This is a genomic window from Pseudoalteromonas sp. THAF3 (assembly GCF_009363775.1).
GTDB classification, from domain to species: domain Bacteria; phylum Pseudomonadota; class Gammaproteobacteria; order Enterobacterales; family Alteromonadaceae; genus Pseudoalteromonas; species Pseudoalteromonas ruthenica.
On record NZ_CP045419.1, the window covers coordinates 679,208 to 695,062 of the forward strand.

General features: G+C 47.2%; 14 protein-coding genes. 9 read left to right on the forward strand and 5 right to left on the reverse strand.

Features of this window, described 5'->3' with window-relative positions; all coding sequences use genetic code 11:
* The first annotated feature begins 155 nt into the window (after positions 1-155).
* From FIU82_RS18140 to FIU82_RS18155, 4 genes are all read left to right on the forward strand, one after another.
* Complete coding sequence (locus FIU82_RS18140) at positions 156-1,424, forward strand: MFS transporter (protein ID WP_152441859.1); 1,269 nt, start codon at positions 156-158, stop codon at positions 1,422-1,424.
* Complete coding sequence (locus tag FIU82_RS18145) at positions 1,421-2,287, forward strand: ROK family protein (RefSeq protein ID WP_152441860.1); 867 nt, start codon at positions 1,421-1,423, stop codon at positions 2,285-2,287. The genes FIU82_RS18140 and FIU82_RS18145 overlap by 4 nt, the downstream gene beginning before the upstream one ends.
* A complete protein-coding gene (locus tag FIU82_RS18150; protein WP_253946380.1) occupies positions 2,280-4,829 on the forward strand; it encodes a family 20 glycosylhydrolase in 2,550 nt (849 codons plus the stop codon). Before FIU82_RS18145 ends, FIU82_RS18150 begins: the two co-directional genes overlap by 8 nt.
* A gap of 131 nt (positions 4,830-4,960) precedes the next feature.
* Positions 4,961-6,451 carry an OmpA family protein gene (locus FIU82_RS18155; protein WP_172972758.1) on the forward strand — a complete coding sequence of 497 codons (1,491 nt, stop codon included), beginning with the start codon at positions 4,961-4,963 and terminating at the stop codon, positions 6,449-6,451.
* A gap of 184 nt (positions 6,452-6,635) precedes the next feature.
* On the opposite strand, the gene FIU82_RS18160 is transcribed toward FIU82_RS18155, so the two are convergent.
* From FIU82_RS18160 to FIU82_RS18180, 5 genes are all read right to left on the reverse strand, one after another.
* A complete protein-coding gene (locus tag FIU82_RS18160; protein ID WP_253946381.1) occupies positions 6,636-7,808 on the reverse strand; it encodes an ADP-ribosylglycohydrolase family protein in 1,173 nt (390 codons plus the stop codon).
* 187 nt (positions 7,809-7,995) lie between these two features.
* Positions 7,996-8,307: a hypothetical protein gene (locus FIU82_RS18165; RefSeq protein ID WP_152441863.1), complete on the reverse strand. Its 312-nt coding sequence runs from the start codon at positions 8,305-8,307 to the stop codon at positions 7,996-7,998.
* Between the two features lie 149 nt (positions 8,308-8,456).
* The gene (locus tag FIU82_RS18170; protein ID WP_152441864.1) at positions 8,457-8,837 is read right to left on the reverse strand and encodes a hypothetical protein; all 381 of its coding nucleotides are present in this window, start codon (positions 8,835-8,837) and stop codon (positions 8,457-8,459) included.
* 40 nt (positions 8,838-8,877) lie between these two features.
* Positions 8,878-9,354, reverse strand: a complete 477-nt coding sequence (locus tag FIU82_RS18175; RefSeq protein ID WP_152441865.1) for a hypothetical protein — start codon at positions 9,352-9,354, stop codon at positions 8,878-8,880.
* A gap of 4 nt (positions 9,355-9,358) precedes the next feature.
* Positions 9,359-10,801, reverse strand: a complete 1,443-nt coding sequence (locus tag FIU82_RS18180) for a hypothetical protein (RefSeq protein WP_152441866.1) — start codon at positions 10,799-10,801, stop codon at positions 9,359-9,361.
* Between the two features lie 420 nt (positions 10,802-11,221).
* Between FIU82_RS18180 and FIU82_RS18185 the strand changes: the two genes are divergently transcribed.
* The 5 genes from FIU82_RS18185 to cyoD all read left to right on the forward strand — a co-directional run bounded on the left by FIU82_RS18185 (position 11,222) and on the right by cyoD (position 15,846).
* Positions 11,222-11,620: a hypothetical protein gene (locus tag FIU82_RS18185; protein WP_152441867.1), complete on the forward strand. Its 399-nt coding sequence runs from the start codon at positions 11,222-11,224 to the stop codon at positions 11,618-11,620.
* 389 nt (positions 11,621-12,009) lie between these two features.
* Positions 12,010-12,876, forward strand: a complete 867-nt coding sequence (cyoA, locus tag FIU82_RS18190) for a ubiquinol oxidase subunit II (RefSeq protein WP_081604430.1) — start codon at positions 12,010-12,012, stop codon at positions 12,874-12,876.
* A gap of 2 nt (positions 12,877-12,878) precedes the next feature.
* Complete coding sequence (cyoB, locus tag FIU82_RS18195) at positions 12,879-14,867, forward strand: cytochrome o ubiquinol oxidase subunit I (RefSeq protein ID WP_152441868.1); 1,989 nt, start codon at positions 12,879-12,881, stop codon at positions 14,865-14,867.
* Positions 14,864-15,493: a cytochrome o ubiquinol oxidase subunit III gene (gene cyoC, locus FIU82_RS18200; protein WP_152441869.1), complete on the forward strand. Its 630-nt coding sequence runs from the start codon at positions 14,864-14,866 to the stop codon at positions 15,491-15,493. Before cyoB ends, cyoC begins: the two co-directional genes overlap by 4 nt.
* Positions 15,490-15,846, forward strand: coding sequence for a cytochrome o ubiquinol oxidase subunit IV (gene cyoD, locus FIU82_RS18205; protein ID WP_053909577.1), 357 nt, complete (start codon positions 15,490-15,492; stop codon positions 15,844-15,846). The genes cyoC and cyoD overlap by 4 nt, the downstream gene beginning before the upstream one ends.
* Positions 15,847-15,855: the final 9 nt, after the last annotated feature.

Here is a 15,855-nt window from a genome sequence, read left to right on the forward strand (position 1 = left end):
GCAAAAGGCTGCGATACTGGCAGCGCATACAAAGAGCATTAATAACCCATTTGGGGTGATGGTCGTGGTTCCCCTTGAGCATTGTGTTTGTTTGCCCACAAGCCGGCTCGTATAAACCATCACCCCTTTTATTTTAAGGCATAGAGGGAAAAACAATGAAAACTAATATCCCTGTGGTCGTATTAGTACTCGCGACCTTTTTTATGATTTCGTTTATTACCAATATCCTCGGACCGATATTTCCGGCGCTTATTGATAGCTTTGATATTGGCTTAACGCTAGCGGGGTTTTTCCCGTTCGCATTCTTTATCGCCTACGGAGTCATGTCCATTCCGGCGGGGTTGTTAGTGCAATCTTGGGGCGAGAAACACGTGATGTTGTTGGCGTTTTTACTCGCTGCATTAGGCGCAATGGCGTTTGTGCTTATGCCGGTATTTGCGGTTGCAATGACAGCGCTGTTCTTGCTCGGCTCAGCTATGGCACTACTGCAAGTGGCGGTTAACCCATTATTGCGCGAAAGCGGCGGCAGCCAGCATTTTGCGCTGTTGTCAGTGTTGGCGCAGCTGATGTTTGGTGGCGCTGCAACGTTGTCCCCTTTGGTGTATTCACATTTATTTGAGCAAACGCAAACTGGGCAAGGTGTTGGAGCCATGATAGCGCCGAGTATTCCCGCGAATATGGGGTGGTTGAGTATGTATTGGCTGTTTGCGGCATTAAGTGTGGCCATGCTGGTCTGGATAGCGCTGACACCCATTAAAAGAGCCCAGCGCAACGCCGGTGAGCGGCTCAGCGCCAAGCAAAGCCTGCAATACTTTAAAAACCCAACGGCCATTAAGTTCTTCTTTGCAATCGCCGCTTATGTTGCCCTAGAGCAAGGCATTGCCAATTCCATGTCGGTGTTTTTACAGCAACAACATGGCTTAGAGCCCAACACTGAGGGCGCAGCGGTGGTGAGTCATTTTTGGTTGAGTTTAACCCTAGGTTGTTTACTCGGATTAGTGCTACTTAAGTGTGTGGATGCGCAAAAGTTATTGATGTTCTTTAGCGTTGCTGCCGCGCTCTGCTTAGTTGTGGCGCTGTTTGGCAGCCAGTCGCTAGCGGTGCTGGCGTTTCCTGCTTGTGGGTTTTTCTTGTCCATTATGTGGTCGGTGATTTTCTCTTTGGCGCTCAACTCTTTTAAAGCCGGGCATGGCGCTGTGGCCGGGATCCTCTGCACTGGCATTATTGGCGGCGCCTTGGCCTCGCCAATCATTGGCGCAATCAGCCGAGGTATAGGGAGCTTACAAATCGCCATTCTAGCGCTGTTTATACCGCTGATTTATATCTTTAGCGTGGGTATTTGGGCGCGTCCGCTGGTGCGCAATCACACCCTTAATCTGTTTAAAAAATCCGTTTCCAACGAAGAGTTAAAGAGTCCTTCATGAAAAATGTTGTATGCATCGACTTGGGAGGCACCAAAGCACTGGCAGCGCGTGTTGATGGCGTGAATCTCAGCGCCCCGATTCGTCGCGCGGTGCCCTACCAAGGGGAGAAAGAACAAATCAATGCATTTGTCTTAGAGTTAGTGCGCAGTACCATTGATGAGCACAGCCAAGGCATTGCCATTGGCGTTCCGAGCATGGTGGAAATGCAATCAGGTCGGGTGCTGGAAACCGTGAATATTCCCAGTTGGCACAACGTTGCTTTGCAGCAATTGTTACAGACCCACTTTGAGTTACCAGTGGTGGTGCACAATGATGCCAACTGTTTTGCCATGGGCGAGTATTGTTATGGCGGCCATCAAGTGCAAAACCTCGTGGGCGTTTGCTTAGGCACCGGCCTTGGCGCGGGCATTGTCATCGATGGCACCTTGTATAGCGGCAAACATGCGGCGGCCGGCGAGTTTGGTAGCTTTCCCTATCGAGATGGTATCATTGAGCACTATACCAGCGGGCAATTCTTTAAGCGCCGAGGTTTAGAAGGGGGCGAGCAGGCACTGTTAGCGCAACAAGGCGATGCCCATGCAAAGGCGCTATTTGCTGAGTTAGGTACACACATAGGTTATGCCTTGGCGCAGGTGATGCTGGCTTTTGACCCAGACAAAGTCGTGCTCGGCGGCTCAGTTGCACGCTCTTACTCACTGTTTGCTGAAACCATGCGGCACGCGCTCAGTAACCAGGCTCACCCCATTTTGGTTGAAGCGTTGCAAATAAGCCCCGGGCAGTTGGAATATGCGCCGCTGTTGGGGGCATATGCGTTATTCGAACGTCACACCCATTTGCCACACAAGGAGGTTTATTGTGCGTAACCTAATTTTATTGTTGCTTGTTTTCGCGGCCAACGCGCAAGCGATCACGGCGTCGCAGCTTGAGCGTTTGGCGCAGCAACTACAAGTGCATTACACCTTGATTGATGCCAATCCTGATAGTTGTCCTGAGCAAAAAGAGGCGTGTTACCTCAGTGAACTGACACTGTCGTTAGCCAGCGCCGAGGATTTAGAGCCACTAAGCGATTGGGCCATCTATTTTAGCCAGCTGATGCCTATCTACGCGGTGCAGGGGGAGCAGCTCGCTATTGAGCATGTTAATGGTGATCTACACCGCATCCGTGCCACTTCGCAGTTTACCGGCTTTGGTGAGGCGGGCGTAAGCGTGCGTTTTTACACTGAACAATCGCAAATCACCCGCTCGGAATTTATGCCCAACTACCTGATAAGCGATGTTGAGCACCGCCTAGAGCCACAGGTGATCGCCAGCACGCAAAGCGTTGTTGACGACACTACAGGCTTAGAGCGCCAACCCTATTTACAGGCTTTCACCGGCATCAAGCAATTACGAGTGAGTGATGATGATAAAACCCCCTGGATGGGGGCTGAGTATTTATATCAGCATCAAGTACGCCCGAAGCCCCGTGATACCGTATTGGGTTTGGTGCCACAGCCACAGCACATTGCGCGTAAGGCGCCGGGGCGGCTGTCGCTAAGCAAAGGTTTTACACTGCAATTAAAGGGTATAGAGCGAGGCGCTATCGAGGCGGCGTTAAAACGATTAGCAACCCTCGGCGTTCATGAGCGCCAAGCTGCGGTGAGCATTGAAATTCATGTTAGCGAGCAAGCAGGCGCGCCGCCTGAGTCTTATAAACTCAATGTGCGTGGTGAGAGCATTGTTATTCAAGCGCCAAGTGCCACTGGGGCCTTTTACGGGCTGCAAAGTGTAGCGGGGCTATTGAATACTGACGATTTAAGCCTGGAGCGGGTCGCTATAGAAGATGCGCCGCATTATGGCTTTCGTGGTTTACACATTGATGTAGCGCGTAATTTCCGAACTAAGGCGTTTATTCTTAATACCATAGAGCAAATGGCGGCGTATAAGCTTAACAAGCTGCATTTGCACTTGGCAGATGATGAAGGCTGGCGTCTTGCCATTGATGGTTTACCGGAGCTGACCGAGGTGGCGGCAACACGTTGTTTAGATTTAGCAGAGCAGCGCTGCTTGTTGCCCCAGTTGGGCGCCGGCCACCTTAGTGACAGTGGAGTGAATGGTTTTTATAGCGCGCAAGATTATGTTGATATTTTGCGTTATGCCCAAGTCCATCATATTGAAGTGGTGCCTTCGCTGGATATGCCCGGGCACTCGCGTGCCGCTATTAAAGCGATGGAGGCTCGTTATCAGCGTTTGCTGGCGCAAGGCGACAAACAGCGCGCCAGTCAGTACCGTTTAGTGGAACCACAAGACGGTACGCAATACCGCTCTATTCAGCATTATAACGACAACACCTTAAATATTTGTTTGCCGTCAACCTATCGTTTTATTGATAAGGTACTGCTGGAAGTACAGCTTTTGCACCAGCGTGCGGGAGTGGCGTTGCACACTTATCATATTGGTGCCGATGAAACGGCCGGAGCCTGGCTGGCGTCACCGGCATGCCAACAGCTTAAAGGGAAGGTCGCGGACTTTAGCTCATTCAATGGTTATTTTATTGAAAAGATTAGTCAATCTTTGGCTAATAAAGGCATTAAAGTAGGTGGTTGGAGTGATGGCATGGGCGATGTGCGCTTAGCAAATATGCCAGCTCACGTGCAAAGTAACGCCTGGGCGACTTTGAGTGACAATGGTCATGAGGTTGCCCATCAGCATGCCAATCAAGGATGGGATGTGGTGATCTCCAGCCCAGATGTCACCTATTTTGACTTTCCATATCAATCGCACCCACAAGAGCGCGGTAATCACTGGGCCAGTCGGGCTGTTGATACGCGCAAGGTGTTTGAGTTTATGCCTGATAATCTGCCCGCACATGCAGAGATATGGCGCAGTGTTAAAAATCAGTCGTACCGCGCCGATGACAGTGACTCGTCATTACAACCCGGTGTGCAGTTTGCCGGTGTGCAAGGACATCTTTGGTCGGAGATGCTGCGCACAGACCGCCAAGCCGAGTACATGTTGTATCCGCGCTTATTGGCGTTAGCAGAGCGTGCTTGGCACAAACCGCAGTGGGCACTGCCTTATGTGGCCGGTCGCAGTTACAGTGCCGATACTGAGTTTTTCGATGCGCAACGCCAACAGCAACGAGAGCAGGACTGGCAGCGTTTTGCTTATTTAGTTGGCGAACGGGAAATAGCTAAATTAGAAAAGTATGGGCGTTTTTATCGCATTCCCACAGTGGCGGCAAGCACCACTAAACAAGGCTATATCGATGCCTTTACTTTACTTCCCGGGTTTGCCATTGAAGTACAAACGTCGGATGGCCAGTGGCAACCGTTTAAGAGCAATAAGCACTATGGCCCGGTGCGGGCGATACGAGCACGGTCGCCACTAAACCAGCGCCGAGGGAGGGCGTTGAGTTTGCAGTAAACCAAGATTTCACACCAGTAAGGCAAGTGCAGGGCGGTGATCACCGCCTTTTTGCTTTCGCTACTGAAACTAGTTGATTTAAATACGGTAATAAGTATTAATAAGGCTAATTATATTTAAGGATGAAAATAATGGTTCGCTTGCTATTTACCTTCGCTTTACTGTTACTTACCACTTCTAGCCTTGCGCAAAGTAATCTATTCGTCGACAAATACAAAGGCGGCCGCACCAAGGCCGACGCCCATTACAGCTATATGCCTGTATTAGTGCTAGGCAAAGGTGATCAACGTATAGAGTTAGCGGGGGAGTATCGCGCTTACATGCAGGAGATTGAGCCTAACGCTAAGCTCGGCTTTTCACACCTACTTGCTGATGTTAAAGCCAAGCTGGAGGCTAAGGGTTTTAGCATACAGGTTTATTGCGTTCAGGAGTGTGATAAACGCACTTACGCTCGGCTAATTGATGATACCTTTCGCGATACAGTGTTGTATCGCTTAGGTTATTACAATGTTCAGGAAAACCGATTTGGCTATCTGTCAGCGATGAAAACAGTGAATGAGCAGCCACGTGCAGTTATGCTGTTTGCTAAACAAGAACGCAGCGGAGGGCTTTCCTTAGGCTATGAACAAATTGCATCCTTGCCCATGCCTGATGCGGGTCTTAGCGTGCAGCAAGACTTTGAGATTGATGCGTTGGATTTTAGTCAGCTAAAAGCCAAGGAAAAAGATGCAAAAGGCAGTGCTGATCATCCATTAATCGAGCGCTTCCCTGGCAGTTATATCAAAAGCAGCGGCGTGAGTGATTATGAACCCTATCCGTTAATTGTAGGTCAGTATAAAAAATCAATTCCGGTGCGCACCGTCGGCGGTAAAGTGACCACGCTAAACTACCGTATTGATAAAACGGTTGGACCTTATGCAGTCCATAAAAACTACATGAATGCACTGACCCAAGCTGGGTTCACTATTATTTATGAGTGCCAAGCACGTAGCTGTGGAAACTATATTTTGCGTGATAATTACCGCGATACCATTTTTGCTAAGCGTCATGATTCTGATATCTATAACATGACTGAAAAAAGCAACTTTTACTTGTTCACAGCTGAGAAAGACACACCTCATGGCAAGCTATACACATCGATGTACAGCCTACAACGTAGGGCCAAGGAAAGTGTAGAGTTGGTGGTTGATATTATTGAAGAAAAAGGAGTCAGCCACGTAGCTTTAAATATCGACAGTGATAATCTTTTAAAAGAAATACAAAACACAGGCAGTGTTTCTTTGTATGGTATTGAGTTTGATTTTAATAAACACACCATTAAACCTAGCTCAAAAGCGCAATTGGATGAAATTGCAAAGTTCTTAACGCAAAGGGCTGATGTTTCTTTGTATGTGGTTGGTCACACCGATAACAAAGGTGCATTTGACTACAACCAAGACTTAGCGAGTCGACGCGCTCAAGAAGTGGTGAACACCCTGGTTCGTGATTACCAAATAACCCAACAGCGATTGCAAGCGGTGGGTGTCGGGCCAGTTGCTCCGTTGGCTGCAAACGACAATGACGATAATATGCAGCGTAACCGTCGCGTTGAATTGGTACTCAAAGCTCCCATGTTCCTATAACCAAGCAGTTAAGCCCTGCCTCAGGTTGCAGGGCTTAATTTTAAACTTGGATAAACAAAGATTGCTTGTTCAATAAAGATAAAAAAGCCATGAATTCTAGCTAACCCTAAATGAGCTAAATTTCTCGTAAGGTAGAATCTTTGAGTTCATTATAAGGGAGTACCGGTAGAGCTTTATGTGTGTATTATACAATCTGCTTTAGCTCTTCAGCTTTTAGGTAAAAAACATGGTAATCCTTTAGCTTTCGCACCCACTCAAAAGGAAGTTGATATTCTCCATAATAAGCACCGGCAAGCTGTCCATATATAGCACCAGTTGTGTCGGCATCTTCCCCTAAGTTTACCGCCATAAGTGCGCCTTCTTTGTAACTATCTGAATGATAAAATGCCCAAAGAGCGGCTTCAAGACTATGCATTACATAGCCACTAGCTCTTATCTCGCTAGCGGTTTTATTTTTAAATTCGCCACTTTTTATCATTTTTGAAATGGATTCACACAACGAATGCTTGGACCAGTAACCTTCTTCTGCTTCGTAGATACCATCAAGTAAGTCGTGTTTACTTACTCCATTTAGAGCTCCCCAAATAAGAGCGCTCATGTAGCGGCAAGCGTCAACAGCTTCGATGGCGCCATGCGTCGTTTTTGAACTTTGTCCACCGTAGTGCACGGCCTTTGAAAAATCATTGTGGAAAAATAGTGGTATAGGTGCCAGACGCATTAAAGAACCGTTGCCTGCTGAATCTGCACTAGTGGAACCACTAAAAGGCTCTCCTGTTCTTTCGAAAATTGTTAAGGATTGCTTAACCGTGTTGCCAATGTCAAAACAGCTTCCTGTGGAGCTGAATATGCCATCATGCCACCATTTACAATAGAGCTTCATTTGGTCTTTCGCATCAAAGCCTTTTCGCCTAACAAGGCTATGAGCGAGGCAATACATCATAGAGGTGTCATCGGTCCAATACCCCGGCTTTAAATTAAACGGACCACCCCCTATCATCTCAGATATAGGGGCAAAACTACCTTTAGGTTGAAACTCTAATGTTGTACCTAGCGCATCACCAATTGCTAATCCTAGAAGTGCTCCACGAAAACGATTGATTAAGTCAGAGTTATCAATACCATTTTCACTAAGATATGCCCTGATATCAGATTCTTGCGACGAATTGTTGGCTAATCTAAATACAGTATATGAGGCAAGCCATTGCATCCTTTCTGGTTCTCTTCCGCCACTAATACGGTTGGTCATAAAAGGGAAACGTAAGTCGTCAGGAATACGCTCTTGCTGCTCTAAGAGAGCAATGATAGACGCCTCCGTGATTAAGTTACCATCGTTGTCATAGTACTTTTTTTCTTTCATTTAGTTTTTCTTTAGAGCTGTGTAGTGTCTTATTCTAAGTTAGAAACTCTCCGGCTTTGCCAATATGTTCCTCATTTCATAAAACAAAAGATAATGTTGTCGCTTGGTTTTCGACTGTGCCTCATGACATAGTAAGTCGAAGGTGTTATGAATACATTGACTAAATTCAGGCTGTGAGAAGCATAGCTTACTTTGAAAACTCGTCGAAGATCACATCAATATTTGCCAAGAATTCGTTATGGATTGGTGCGGTAAAATATCTGGAAGTTAGGACTCCAAAAGTAAAAATCTTTCCTTCAGGAAGCTCGTCTCTAGGGTTCTTCTCATATTGAGCGCAGGCCAAAATAAACGCCAGTTGCGCTTTTATCTCAGGCTTAACGCTGGCAGTTGAGTCATCCGTTTCCAGCTTGAGTAACCTCAACGCATTTTGAGTCGCACTCTCAAGTCTTATGAAATTCATTGTGCCAGTGCCTTGGGCTTTGATATCTGATCCTGTCATTTCACAAGGCATTAAATAACAAGGCCTTTTTATTAAATTTCTAAGAGGTGATTAACAATGCCAACGGTTCTGCTGTACGAAAAGTACCAGACTAATTGGCTGATACTTTTCGCAATCGAAGACCTGTAGTAGGCACATCAGAATAGGCATCAATCGAAATGAGGGCGCAGCTGTTCACGCATTTCCATCATATTGCCAAGGTGGATTTCCCAGCGGTTCTTATCTTCAAATTCAAAATCGATTTTAAAGCGCTCTGTTTCGCTTTCCATTTGAAACAGCAGTTTTATAAAACGCCAATCGCATTGCTCATAAACTTCCTCACGGAATTCGAGCAATGTGTCGTCTAACAGCAAAGGAACGTCTTCTATTTCCGCAGAGGCAGGGCGTACTGCCTCTGCGTTATATATGAAACCGGAGTTGGCCATATGGCCCTCATTAAACTCGAAAACAAACGAAAACGCTGTCCATGGGTTTTGCTGTACTTTCTTGCAGCGTAGAAATAGATCTGCAATGTATTGGAGACGTTCCATTGGTATATTCAAATATCTGAAGCCCTACTCATTGTGATGCTTAAGCGCATTCTTTAAAAGCTTGCAGAACACCTTCGTTTAAAAGCTCATCATCGGTCAACCAGAAGTCTTGAAAGTTTTCCTTAAATTTGCGGCTGGGTCGGCTAAAGTTAGTGATCCTAAAACCCTTTCTAAGTGGTGCGCCAACGTTCATTTCTCTATAAATAGTTACCTTTTCGCCATTTACAAAGATATCCGTTCGGTTTACTCCGGAAGGTAGACCTCCCTCTGAAGAGCTGCTCCAGAATTTCTCTTCTATTGTTTTCGCAATTAAAGGAAGAGTAAGTTTTGGGAATTCAACTTGGTTAACATAAAAGTCAGGGATATCCGGTTTGCCATATTTCGGGGGAGATAGATTAATGAGTACATCTATAGATTCGCTCGATATAATAAGAAAATGTTTTTTTGAATCAGGCGAGCCTTTTTTGAATACAACACACATGTCAGAAGGCAAGTCAAAGGGATTTAATAATTTCATACCGTTACACTCTTGGAGCTTTAATAAGCTTAACTGCATTTTCAAGTTGGTTGATTTCAAGAGGGTCTCTTTCAAACGTGAAAGATTCAACCACGCCGTAGTTACCTTTAGTTTTGCTACCCCAATCTGAGGACTTATCGATTTTCGTTAAGCCGTTACCACTAAACAGTTGATTGGCGCCAAATTGGTTCATAATTCTGAACCTAGCCAAACTTTGATTTTGATTATTATTGTTTTCTATCTCTAAAAATTCTTTAAAATCCTGCTCGTCAAATATGTTACCTCCTTTTTCTTTATATGTTTCAATAGTCTTTTCAAACTCAATGGCACCTTCTTCACTTAGCACTTCATCGATTATCCCTTGGGGGATTTTCCGCTCTTTCAAGTCGCCTTTTAGCTCGCGTTTGCTAAAGTCTTTCATTTTCTCGAACGTAGGAATAAAGGTTTCCCGTTCGGCTTTTGGCGGCATTGAGTGTGAGTCGATGATGGCTAAAGTAAACTCTTGATCTGGGGATATCTCCTTATGATCAATACCGAATAAGGCGGCCAGTAGCATTGGGTCTGTATCCGCATTTTCCATTTGATCGAAAGTAGTTGCCCAATATGGAGCTCTTTTTGAATCTGGTCTGGGGAAGCCAAGACTGGTGTTTTCCGCGTTACTTACATCACCGAAGATTAGCCTCACAAAGAAACGGTCGTCTAGTTCACCTTTTTCGGCTAATTCCGTAAGTTCACTCTGTGAATATTTAGGTTGATATTCGCCGGTCTCTTCTAGACGTTTACGCGCATCCGCCAAGCGCTGAACACACTCTTCCATGCTTTGCGGTGGGGCCTTTTTCGGTGCTGGCGCTTTTTTAGCGCTTGCTTCACTTGCTTGCGGTTCGCTTGCTTTGCTGGTATCCGTTTTTTTGCCTGCGCCGGTGACCACTGGCGCTGAGCTTGTGGAACTGGGTGCGGGGGCCTTTTTCTCTGGGCTTGCCAAATCGGCGCCGCTGCTGCGCTTCGGTGCGCTTGAGCCAGCGGCATCGCTACTGCGTGTTTTATCTGATTTTTGCAGCTGTTGTTTAACCACGTTAGGGTGCTCGGCAATATCCCACAACTCGAACATCACTAAGCGTTCATCCACCAAAGCTTCGGCCACCTCGTTAAGCTGTGAAGTAACTGGCTTATAACCTGAGCCGAAACTGGTGATATGTAAATAGTCGAACAAGTTGCTAATAATAAACTGACTATTGCGCCATGGGTCGAGATCATGCAAAAACTGCTCGGCGAATACACGCCCGGACCGAAATGCATAGATTGGATGGGGAAGCATAGGATCATCGGGGATATGTTCAGGGCGACACACCAAATGAGGATGACCAAAACTGCAATATACAATGTAACCGCGAGCGAATGCCGCAGGCGTTACTGGGTTGTAATCCTTGACAAGACTAGAGCTTTCCATAGCACACATAAATTGTTTTTAACTGGCGACAATATTACCCGATGTGATGCCTAAAAAAAAGCACAATAAAAAGAAAGCGCCCAGTCAGGGCGCTTATTCTACGCTATGGTGAAGGGGGGCCAATTCCTATGCACACCCCCTGTTTGAATCCTGTTAGAGAGGAACAAAAGGTGGTTGCAATTGCAAACCCTTCGCACGCTTTTACGGAATTTTATAAATAGAGCGATCACTTTTATTTTAAAAAATAACAATCGCTTCTATCTCGCGGCTAGAGAACTAGCGCCTTACTTTAATGCGTGGGCTTAGGTGATTTGTTAGTTGCAACCTAGCATGCCTTTGTTATACTCGGCGCGAACTTTCAGTAAGTAGTGAAAGTTCCTAACCGATATTTCGCAATTAAACCCGAAGTGGATGTACACAGTGCTTTCAGCTAACACGAACAATTCAACCTTGCTAACGCAACCGCTGGTGTTGGGCGCGTGCTTTGGTCGTGGTGTTGTGCTTGCTTGTATGCTCTTTGCGCTTAATGCGGCGTTGTTGCTCAGTGGCTCCCTTGGAGATGCCATCGAGCTTGAAGCGCTAATGGGCGAAGGTTTAAGCCAAGAGCCTTGGTTGGTGGCGGCGATGCAGTTTTTTGCCCAGCCGGTGCTTAGCGCCCAGTTGTTAATTGGTTTATGTTGGTTATTGTTTCACTTTTTTGCGCCTAAGCGCGCAGCCATTTCGCTGCGTAAAGCGGCGTTTGACTTTGTCGCCCCCACCCGTTGCCAGAATCCTCAAGGCGCGCATGGGTGCCGCGCTCCTCCATCAGTTGCCGGTTGATTGTTTTTAGTTGCTACCACTCAGGAAATGCGTGTCCTTGGTAGCGACCTCAGTGCGTCTGCTTAATTTTTGTCACTGACCACAGTCAACCCACCGCAGTGTTATTCGCGGTGCCTCGGGCAGCAATGCTAATTTATCTCTGCACACTCTACATTAGTGAAGGTCAAGCTTTGCGCTGACTCAGTCGCCCATGCTGCGGCTGCAGAGAACCTTTGGCAAAGCAGCATTTTTGCATCTTAAAAATGCTCCCTTAACCGCGAATTTCGCTCTTTAAGCGCTGTATTTATGCGCTTGAAGTAGCTCAGGCCACTTTGTGGCGAGGTTTAACCTTTAGGTTGTAGGGTAGTGTTTTGTTAACTCGAAAACTCTTTTCATTCGCTTTCGCCCTTATGGTGTTGGCGCTCAGTGGCTGTAGTGGCGGAGTGCTGGACCCCAAGGGGCAAATTGGCATTGATGAGAAAAATCTCATTATTATTGCCACCGTTCTGATGTTGGTTGTGGTGATCCCGGTGATCATCATGACTTTGTATTTTGCCTGGAAATATCGCGATGGTCGCGACCATGAGATCTATGCCCCGAAATGGGCGCACTCGAGCAAAATAGAAGCGGCGGTGTGGACTATTCCCATCGTTATCATCATTGTGCTTGGGGTGATCACTTGGCGCTCCACACAAGCACTTGACCCATACAAGCCGCTGGCTGGTAAAGGGGAGCACTTAACCGTGCAGGTGGTGTCGCTAAATTGGAAGTGGCTATTTATTTACCCTGAGCAGGGTATTGCCACGGTCAATGAGCTGGTGTTTCCAGCCAATGTGCCGGTGGAATATAAAATCACCTCGCAAAGTACCATGAACTCCTTTTTTATTCCCCAGCTGGGGAGCCAAATTTACTCCATGGCGGGTATGGAAACCCAGCTACACCTGATTGCCAACGAGCCTGGTACATTCAAAGGCTTTTCAGCTAACTACAGTGGCGCCGGGTTTAGCGGTATGAAGTTTAATGCCATTGCCACCCCCACACAGGCCGACTTTGATACCTGGGTTGCCAATGTCAAAGCCAAAGGGACTAAGTTAGACCAACACAGCTACGAGACGTTAACCCAACCCAGTGAATACCATCCGGTGAGCTATTACAGCGAGGTGGAGCAGGGGCTGTTTCACAGCATTGTGATGAAGTACATGCAAGGTCACGGTGAAATGAATTACTACGCCAAGCCCGAGCATGCGGCGCATAACCAACATCGCGTCGAGGAGTGAAAATGAATCTATTTGGAAAACTATCAATTGAGGCCATTCCATACCACGAGCCCATTATTATGGTGACTTTGGCGGTTGTGGCTGTACTGGGGCTGCTGCTTGCAGCGGCGATGACAAGATATCAAAAATGGGGCGTGCTATGGCGAGATTGGATCACCTCCATTGACCATAAACGATTGGGCATGATGTACATAACCCTTGCCCTAATCATGTTATTCCGTGGTTTTGCTGACGCTATTATGATGCGTACTCAGCTGGCCATGGCGACCGGCGGGGCGGCCGGGTACTTGCCCCCTGAGCACTACGACCAAATCTTTACCGCACACGGCGTGATCATGATTATCTTTATGGCGATGCCGTTTATGATTGGGTTGATGAACATTGTGGTGCCACTGCAAATCGGTGCTCGCGATGTGGCCTTCCCATTTTTAAACAACCTGAGCTTCTGGCTTACGGCGGGCGGCGCAATACTGATTAATTTATCCTTAGGGCTTGGCGAATTTGCTAAGACTGGGTGGGTCGCCTATCCGCCGCTATCAGAGTTGTCCTTCAGCCCCGGTGTGGGAGTCGATTATTATATTTGGGCATTGCAGATATCAGGCTTGGGTACTTTGCTAACGGCGGTAAACTTCCTGGTGACGGTATTTAAAATGCGCGCGCCGGGCATGAGCTTGATGAAAATGCCTATTTTTACTTGGGCATGTACCTGGGCGAACATTCTTATTGCCGCATCGTTCCCCATTTTAACAGCGGTGCTGGCCATGCTCACCCTAGATAGATACATGGATTTCCACTTCTTCACCAATGAAGCAGGTGGTAATGCGATGATGTATATCAACTTATTTTGGGCATGGGGCCACCCAGAGGTTTATATTCTGATTTTGCCAGCGTTTGGCATTTTTTCTGAAGTGATCTCGACTTTCACTGGCAAGCGTTTGTTTGGCTACAAGTCCATGGTTTATGCCAGTGGTGCGATTTCTATTTTGGGCTTTATCGTCTGGCTGCATCACTTTTTCACTATGGGCTCCAGTGCCAATGTAAACGCCTTCTTCGGGGTGATGACCATGGTCATTGCGGTGCCTACTGGGGTGAAGTTGTTTAACTGGCTATTTACCATGTACCGAGGGCGTCTGCGCATCACCGTGCCGGTGCTGTGGACCATTGGCTTTATGATCACCTTTACCGTGGGCGGTATGACCGGCGTGTTGCTCGCCATTCCCGGCGCAGACTACGTGCTTCATAACAGCTTGTTTCTGATTGCGCACTTTCACAACACCATTATTGGTGGCGCGGTGTTTGGCTACCTTGCCGGCTTTGCCTATTGGTTCCCTAAAGCCATGGGCTACAAGCTGGATGAACGTTGGGGTAAGGCGTCATTCTGGTGCTGGCTGGTGGGCTTCTTTGTTGCCTTCATGCCGCTGTATGTACTGGGCTTTTTAGGTATGACGCGACGCCTAAACCACACCAACAACCCAGATTGGAACATCTGGCTGTACATTGCCTTTGTCGGTGCTGTGATCATTATGTTTGGCATCCTATTTCAGGTGATCCAACTGGTGGTGAGTTATAAAAACCGTGCGCAATTGCAAGATACCACCGGCGATCCTTGGAATGGCCATACCTTAGAGTGGTCTACGGCATCACCGCCCCAGTACTACAACTTCGCGAACACCCCGGTGGTACGTGATATTGACGCTTGGACCGATACCAAAGAGCAGGGGCAGGCTTACCAGCAAGGGCAACACTATGCGCCCATCCACATGCCGAAAAACACCTCAGCTGGCGTGCTTATGAGCGCCGCGCTTACGGCATTTTGCTTCGCCATGATTTGGCATATTTGGTGGCTTGCCATTGCCGGCCTTGGCGCCGCTATAACCGTGTTTATTAAGCGTTGTTACAGCAATGACGTTGATTACTATGTGCCGGTGGCCGAAATTGAAGCCATCGAGTCAGCCCATATCCACCATGCAACTGCGGAGGGTCGCTCATGAGTGCCACTACATCAACCGCTATTCACACCTTAGGTAAGGCGCATCACCCCGATTGTGCACACCACGATACATCAAGCAATACCGTGTTTGGTTTTTGGTTATACCTGATGACCGACTGCCTGTTATTCGCGTCATTTTTTGCCACCTATGCGGTGCTGTACATGAACACCGCCGGCGGGGTTTCCGGCAAAGATATCTTTGAGCTTGACTTTGTTGCCTTAGAAACGGCGGCCTTGTTGCTCAGCAGTATTACCTTTGGTTTTGCCATGATAACCGCTAAGGCGCAAAAACAGGCGGCTACATTGAGCTGGCTGGCGGTTACCTTTGCCCTAGGGGCGGTGTTTATTGCTATGGAAGTGTATGAGTTTCATCACTTAATTGCCGCTGGCAATGGCCCACAACAAAGTGCGTTTTTAACTTCGTTTTTCTCTTTGGTGGGGCTGCATGGCTTGCATGTGAGTGCGGGGTTGATTTGGATGAGCGTGATGATGATTGAGGTGCTGCGCCGTGGGCTTAAGGGGCAAACGGTAACGCGATTAAGCTGTTTAAGCTTATTTTGGCACTTTTTGGATATTGTCTGGATTTGTGTATTTACCGTGGTGTATCTAATGGGGGTGATGTCATGAGTCACAGTGAAACTCACGCGATGGATAAGCTCGAGGCAGTCGCAGAGCAAGGCCTAGTTAACCACGCTAAGGATTATGTCATTGGTTTTGTACTCTCAGTAGTGCTCACCGGCGCACCGTTTTGGGCGGTGAGCAGTGGAGTGTTGTCGACAACCAGTACCTTGGCCACTGTGGTGGTGGCAGCCATAGTGCAAATTTGCGTGCATTTAAAATACTTTTTGCACCTTAACTTTGTTAGTGAAGAAGGCAAAGCGAATAGTATCTCCTTTATTTTTAGTGCCCTTATCATCGTTATGGTGGTTGGCTTATCGGTGTGGATCATTTATGAGTCCAACGCCATGATGATGTATTAACGTTGAGGT

Coding starts and splice junctions, on each gene's coding strand:
- FIU82_RS18140 (WP_152441859.1), top strand. CDS start 156: ATGAAAACTAATATCCCTGTGGTCGTATTAGTACTCGCGACCTTTTTT.
- FIU82_RS18145 (WP_152441860.1), top strand. CDS start 1,421: ATGAAAAATGTTGTATGCATCGACTTGGGAGGCACCAAAGCACTGGCA.
- FIU82_RS18155 (WP_172972758.1), top strand. CDS start 4,961: ATGGTTCGCTTGCTATTTACCTTCGCTTTACTGTTACTTACCACTTCT.
- FIU82_RS18160 (WP_253946381.1), bottom strand. CDS start 7,808: ATGAAAGAAAAAAAGTACTATGACAACGATGGTAACTTAATCACGGAG.
- FIU82_RS18165 (WP_152441863.1), bottom strand. CDS start 8,307: ATGACAGGATCAGATATCAAAGCCCAAGGCACTGGCACAATGAATTTC.
- FIU82_RS18170 (WP_152441864.1), bottom strand. CDS start 8,837: ATGGAACGTCTCCAATACATTGCAGATCTATTTCTACGCTGCAAGAAA.
- FIU82_RS18175 (WP_152441865.1), bottom strand. CDS start 9,354: ATGAAATTATTAAATCCCTTTGACTTGCCTTCTGACATGTGTGTTGTA.
- FIU82_RS18180 (WP_152441866.1), bottom strand. CDS start 10,801: ATGGAAAGCTCTAGTCTTGTCAAGGATTACAACCCAGTAACGCCTGCG.
- cyoA (WP_081604430.1), top strand. CDS start 12,010: ATGGTGTTGGCGCTCAGTGGCTGTAGTGGCGGAGTGCTGGACCCCAAG.
- cyoB (WP_152441868.1), top strand. CDS start 12,879: ATGAATCTATTTGGAAAACTATCAATTGAGGCCATTCCATACCACGAG.
- cyoC (WP_152441869.1), top strand. CDS start 14,864: ATGAGTGCCACTACATCAACCGCTATTCACACCTTAGGTAAGGCGCAT.
- cyoD (WP_053909577.1), top strand. CDS start 15,490: ATGAGTCACAGTGAAACTCACGCGATGGATAAGCTCGAGGCAGTCGCA.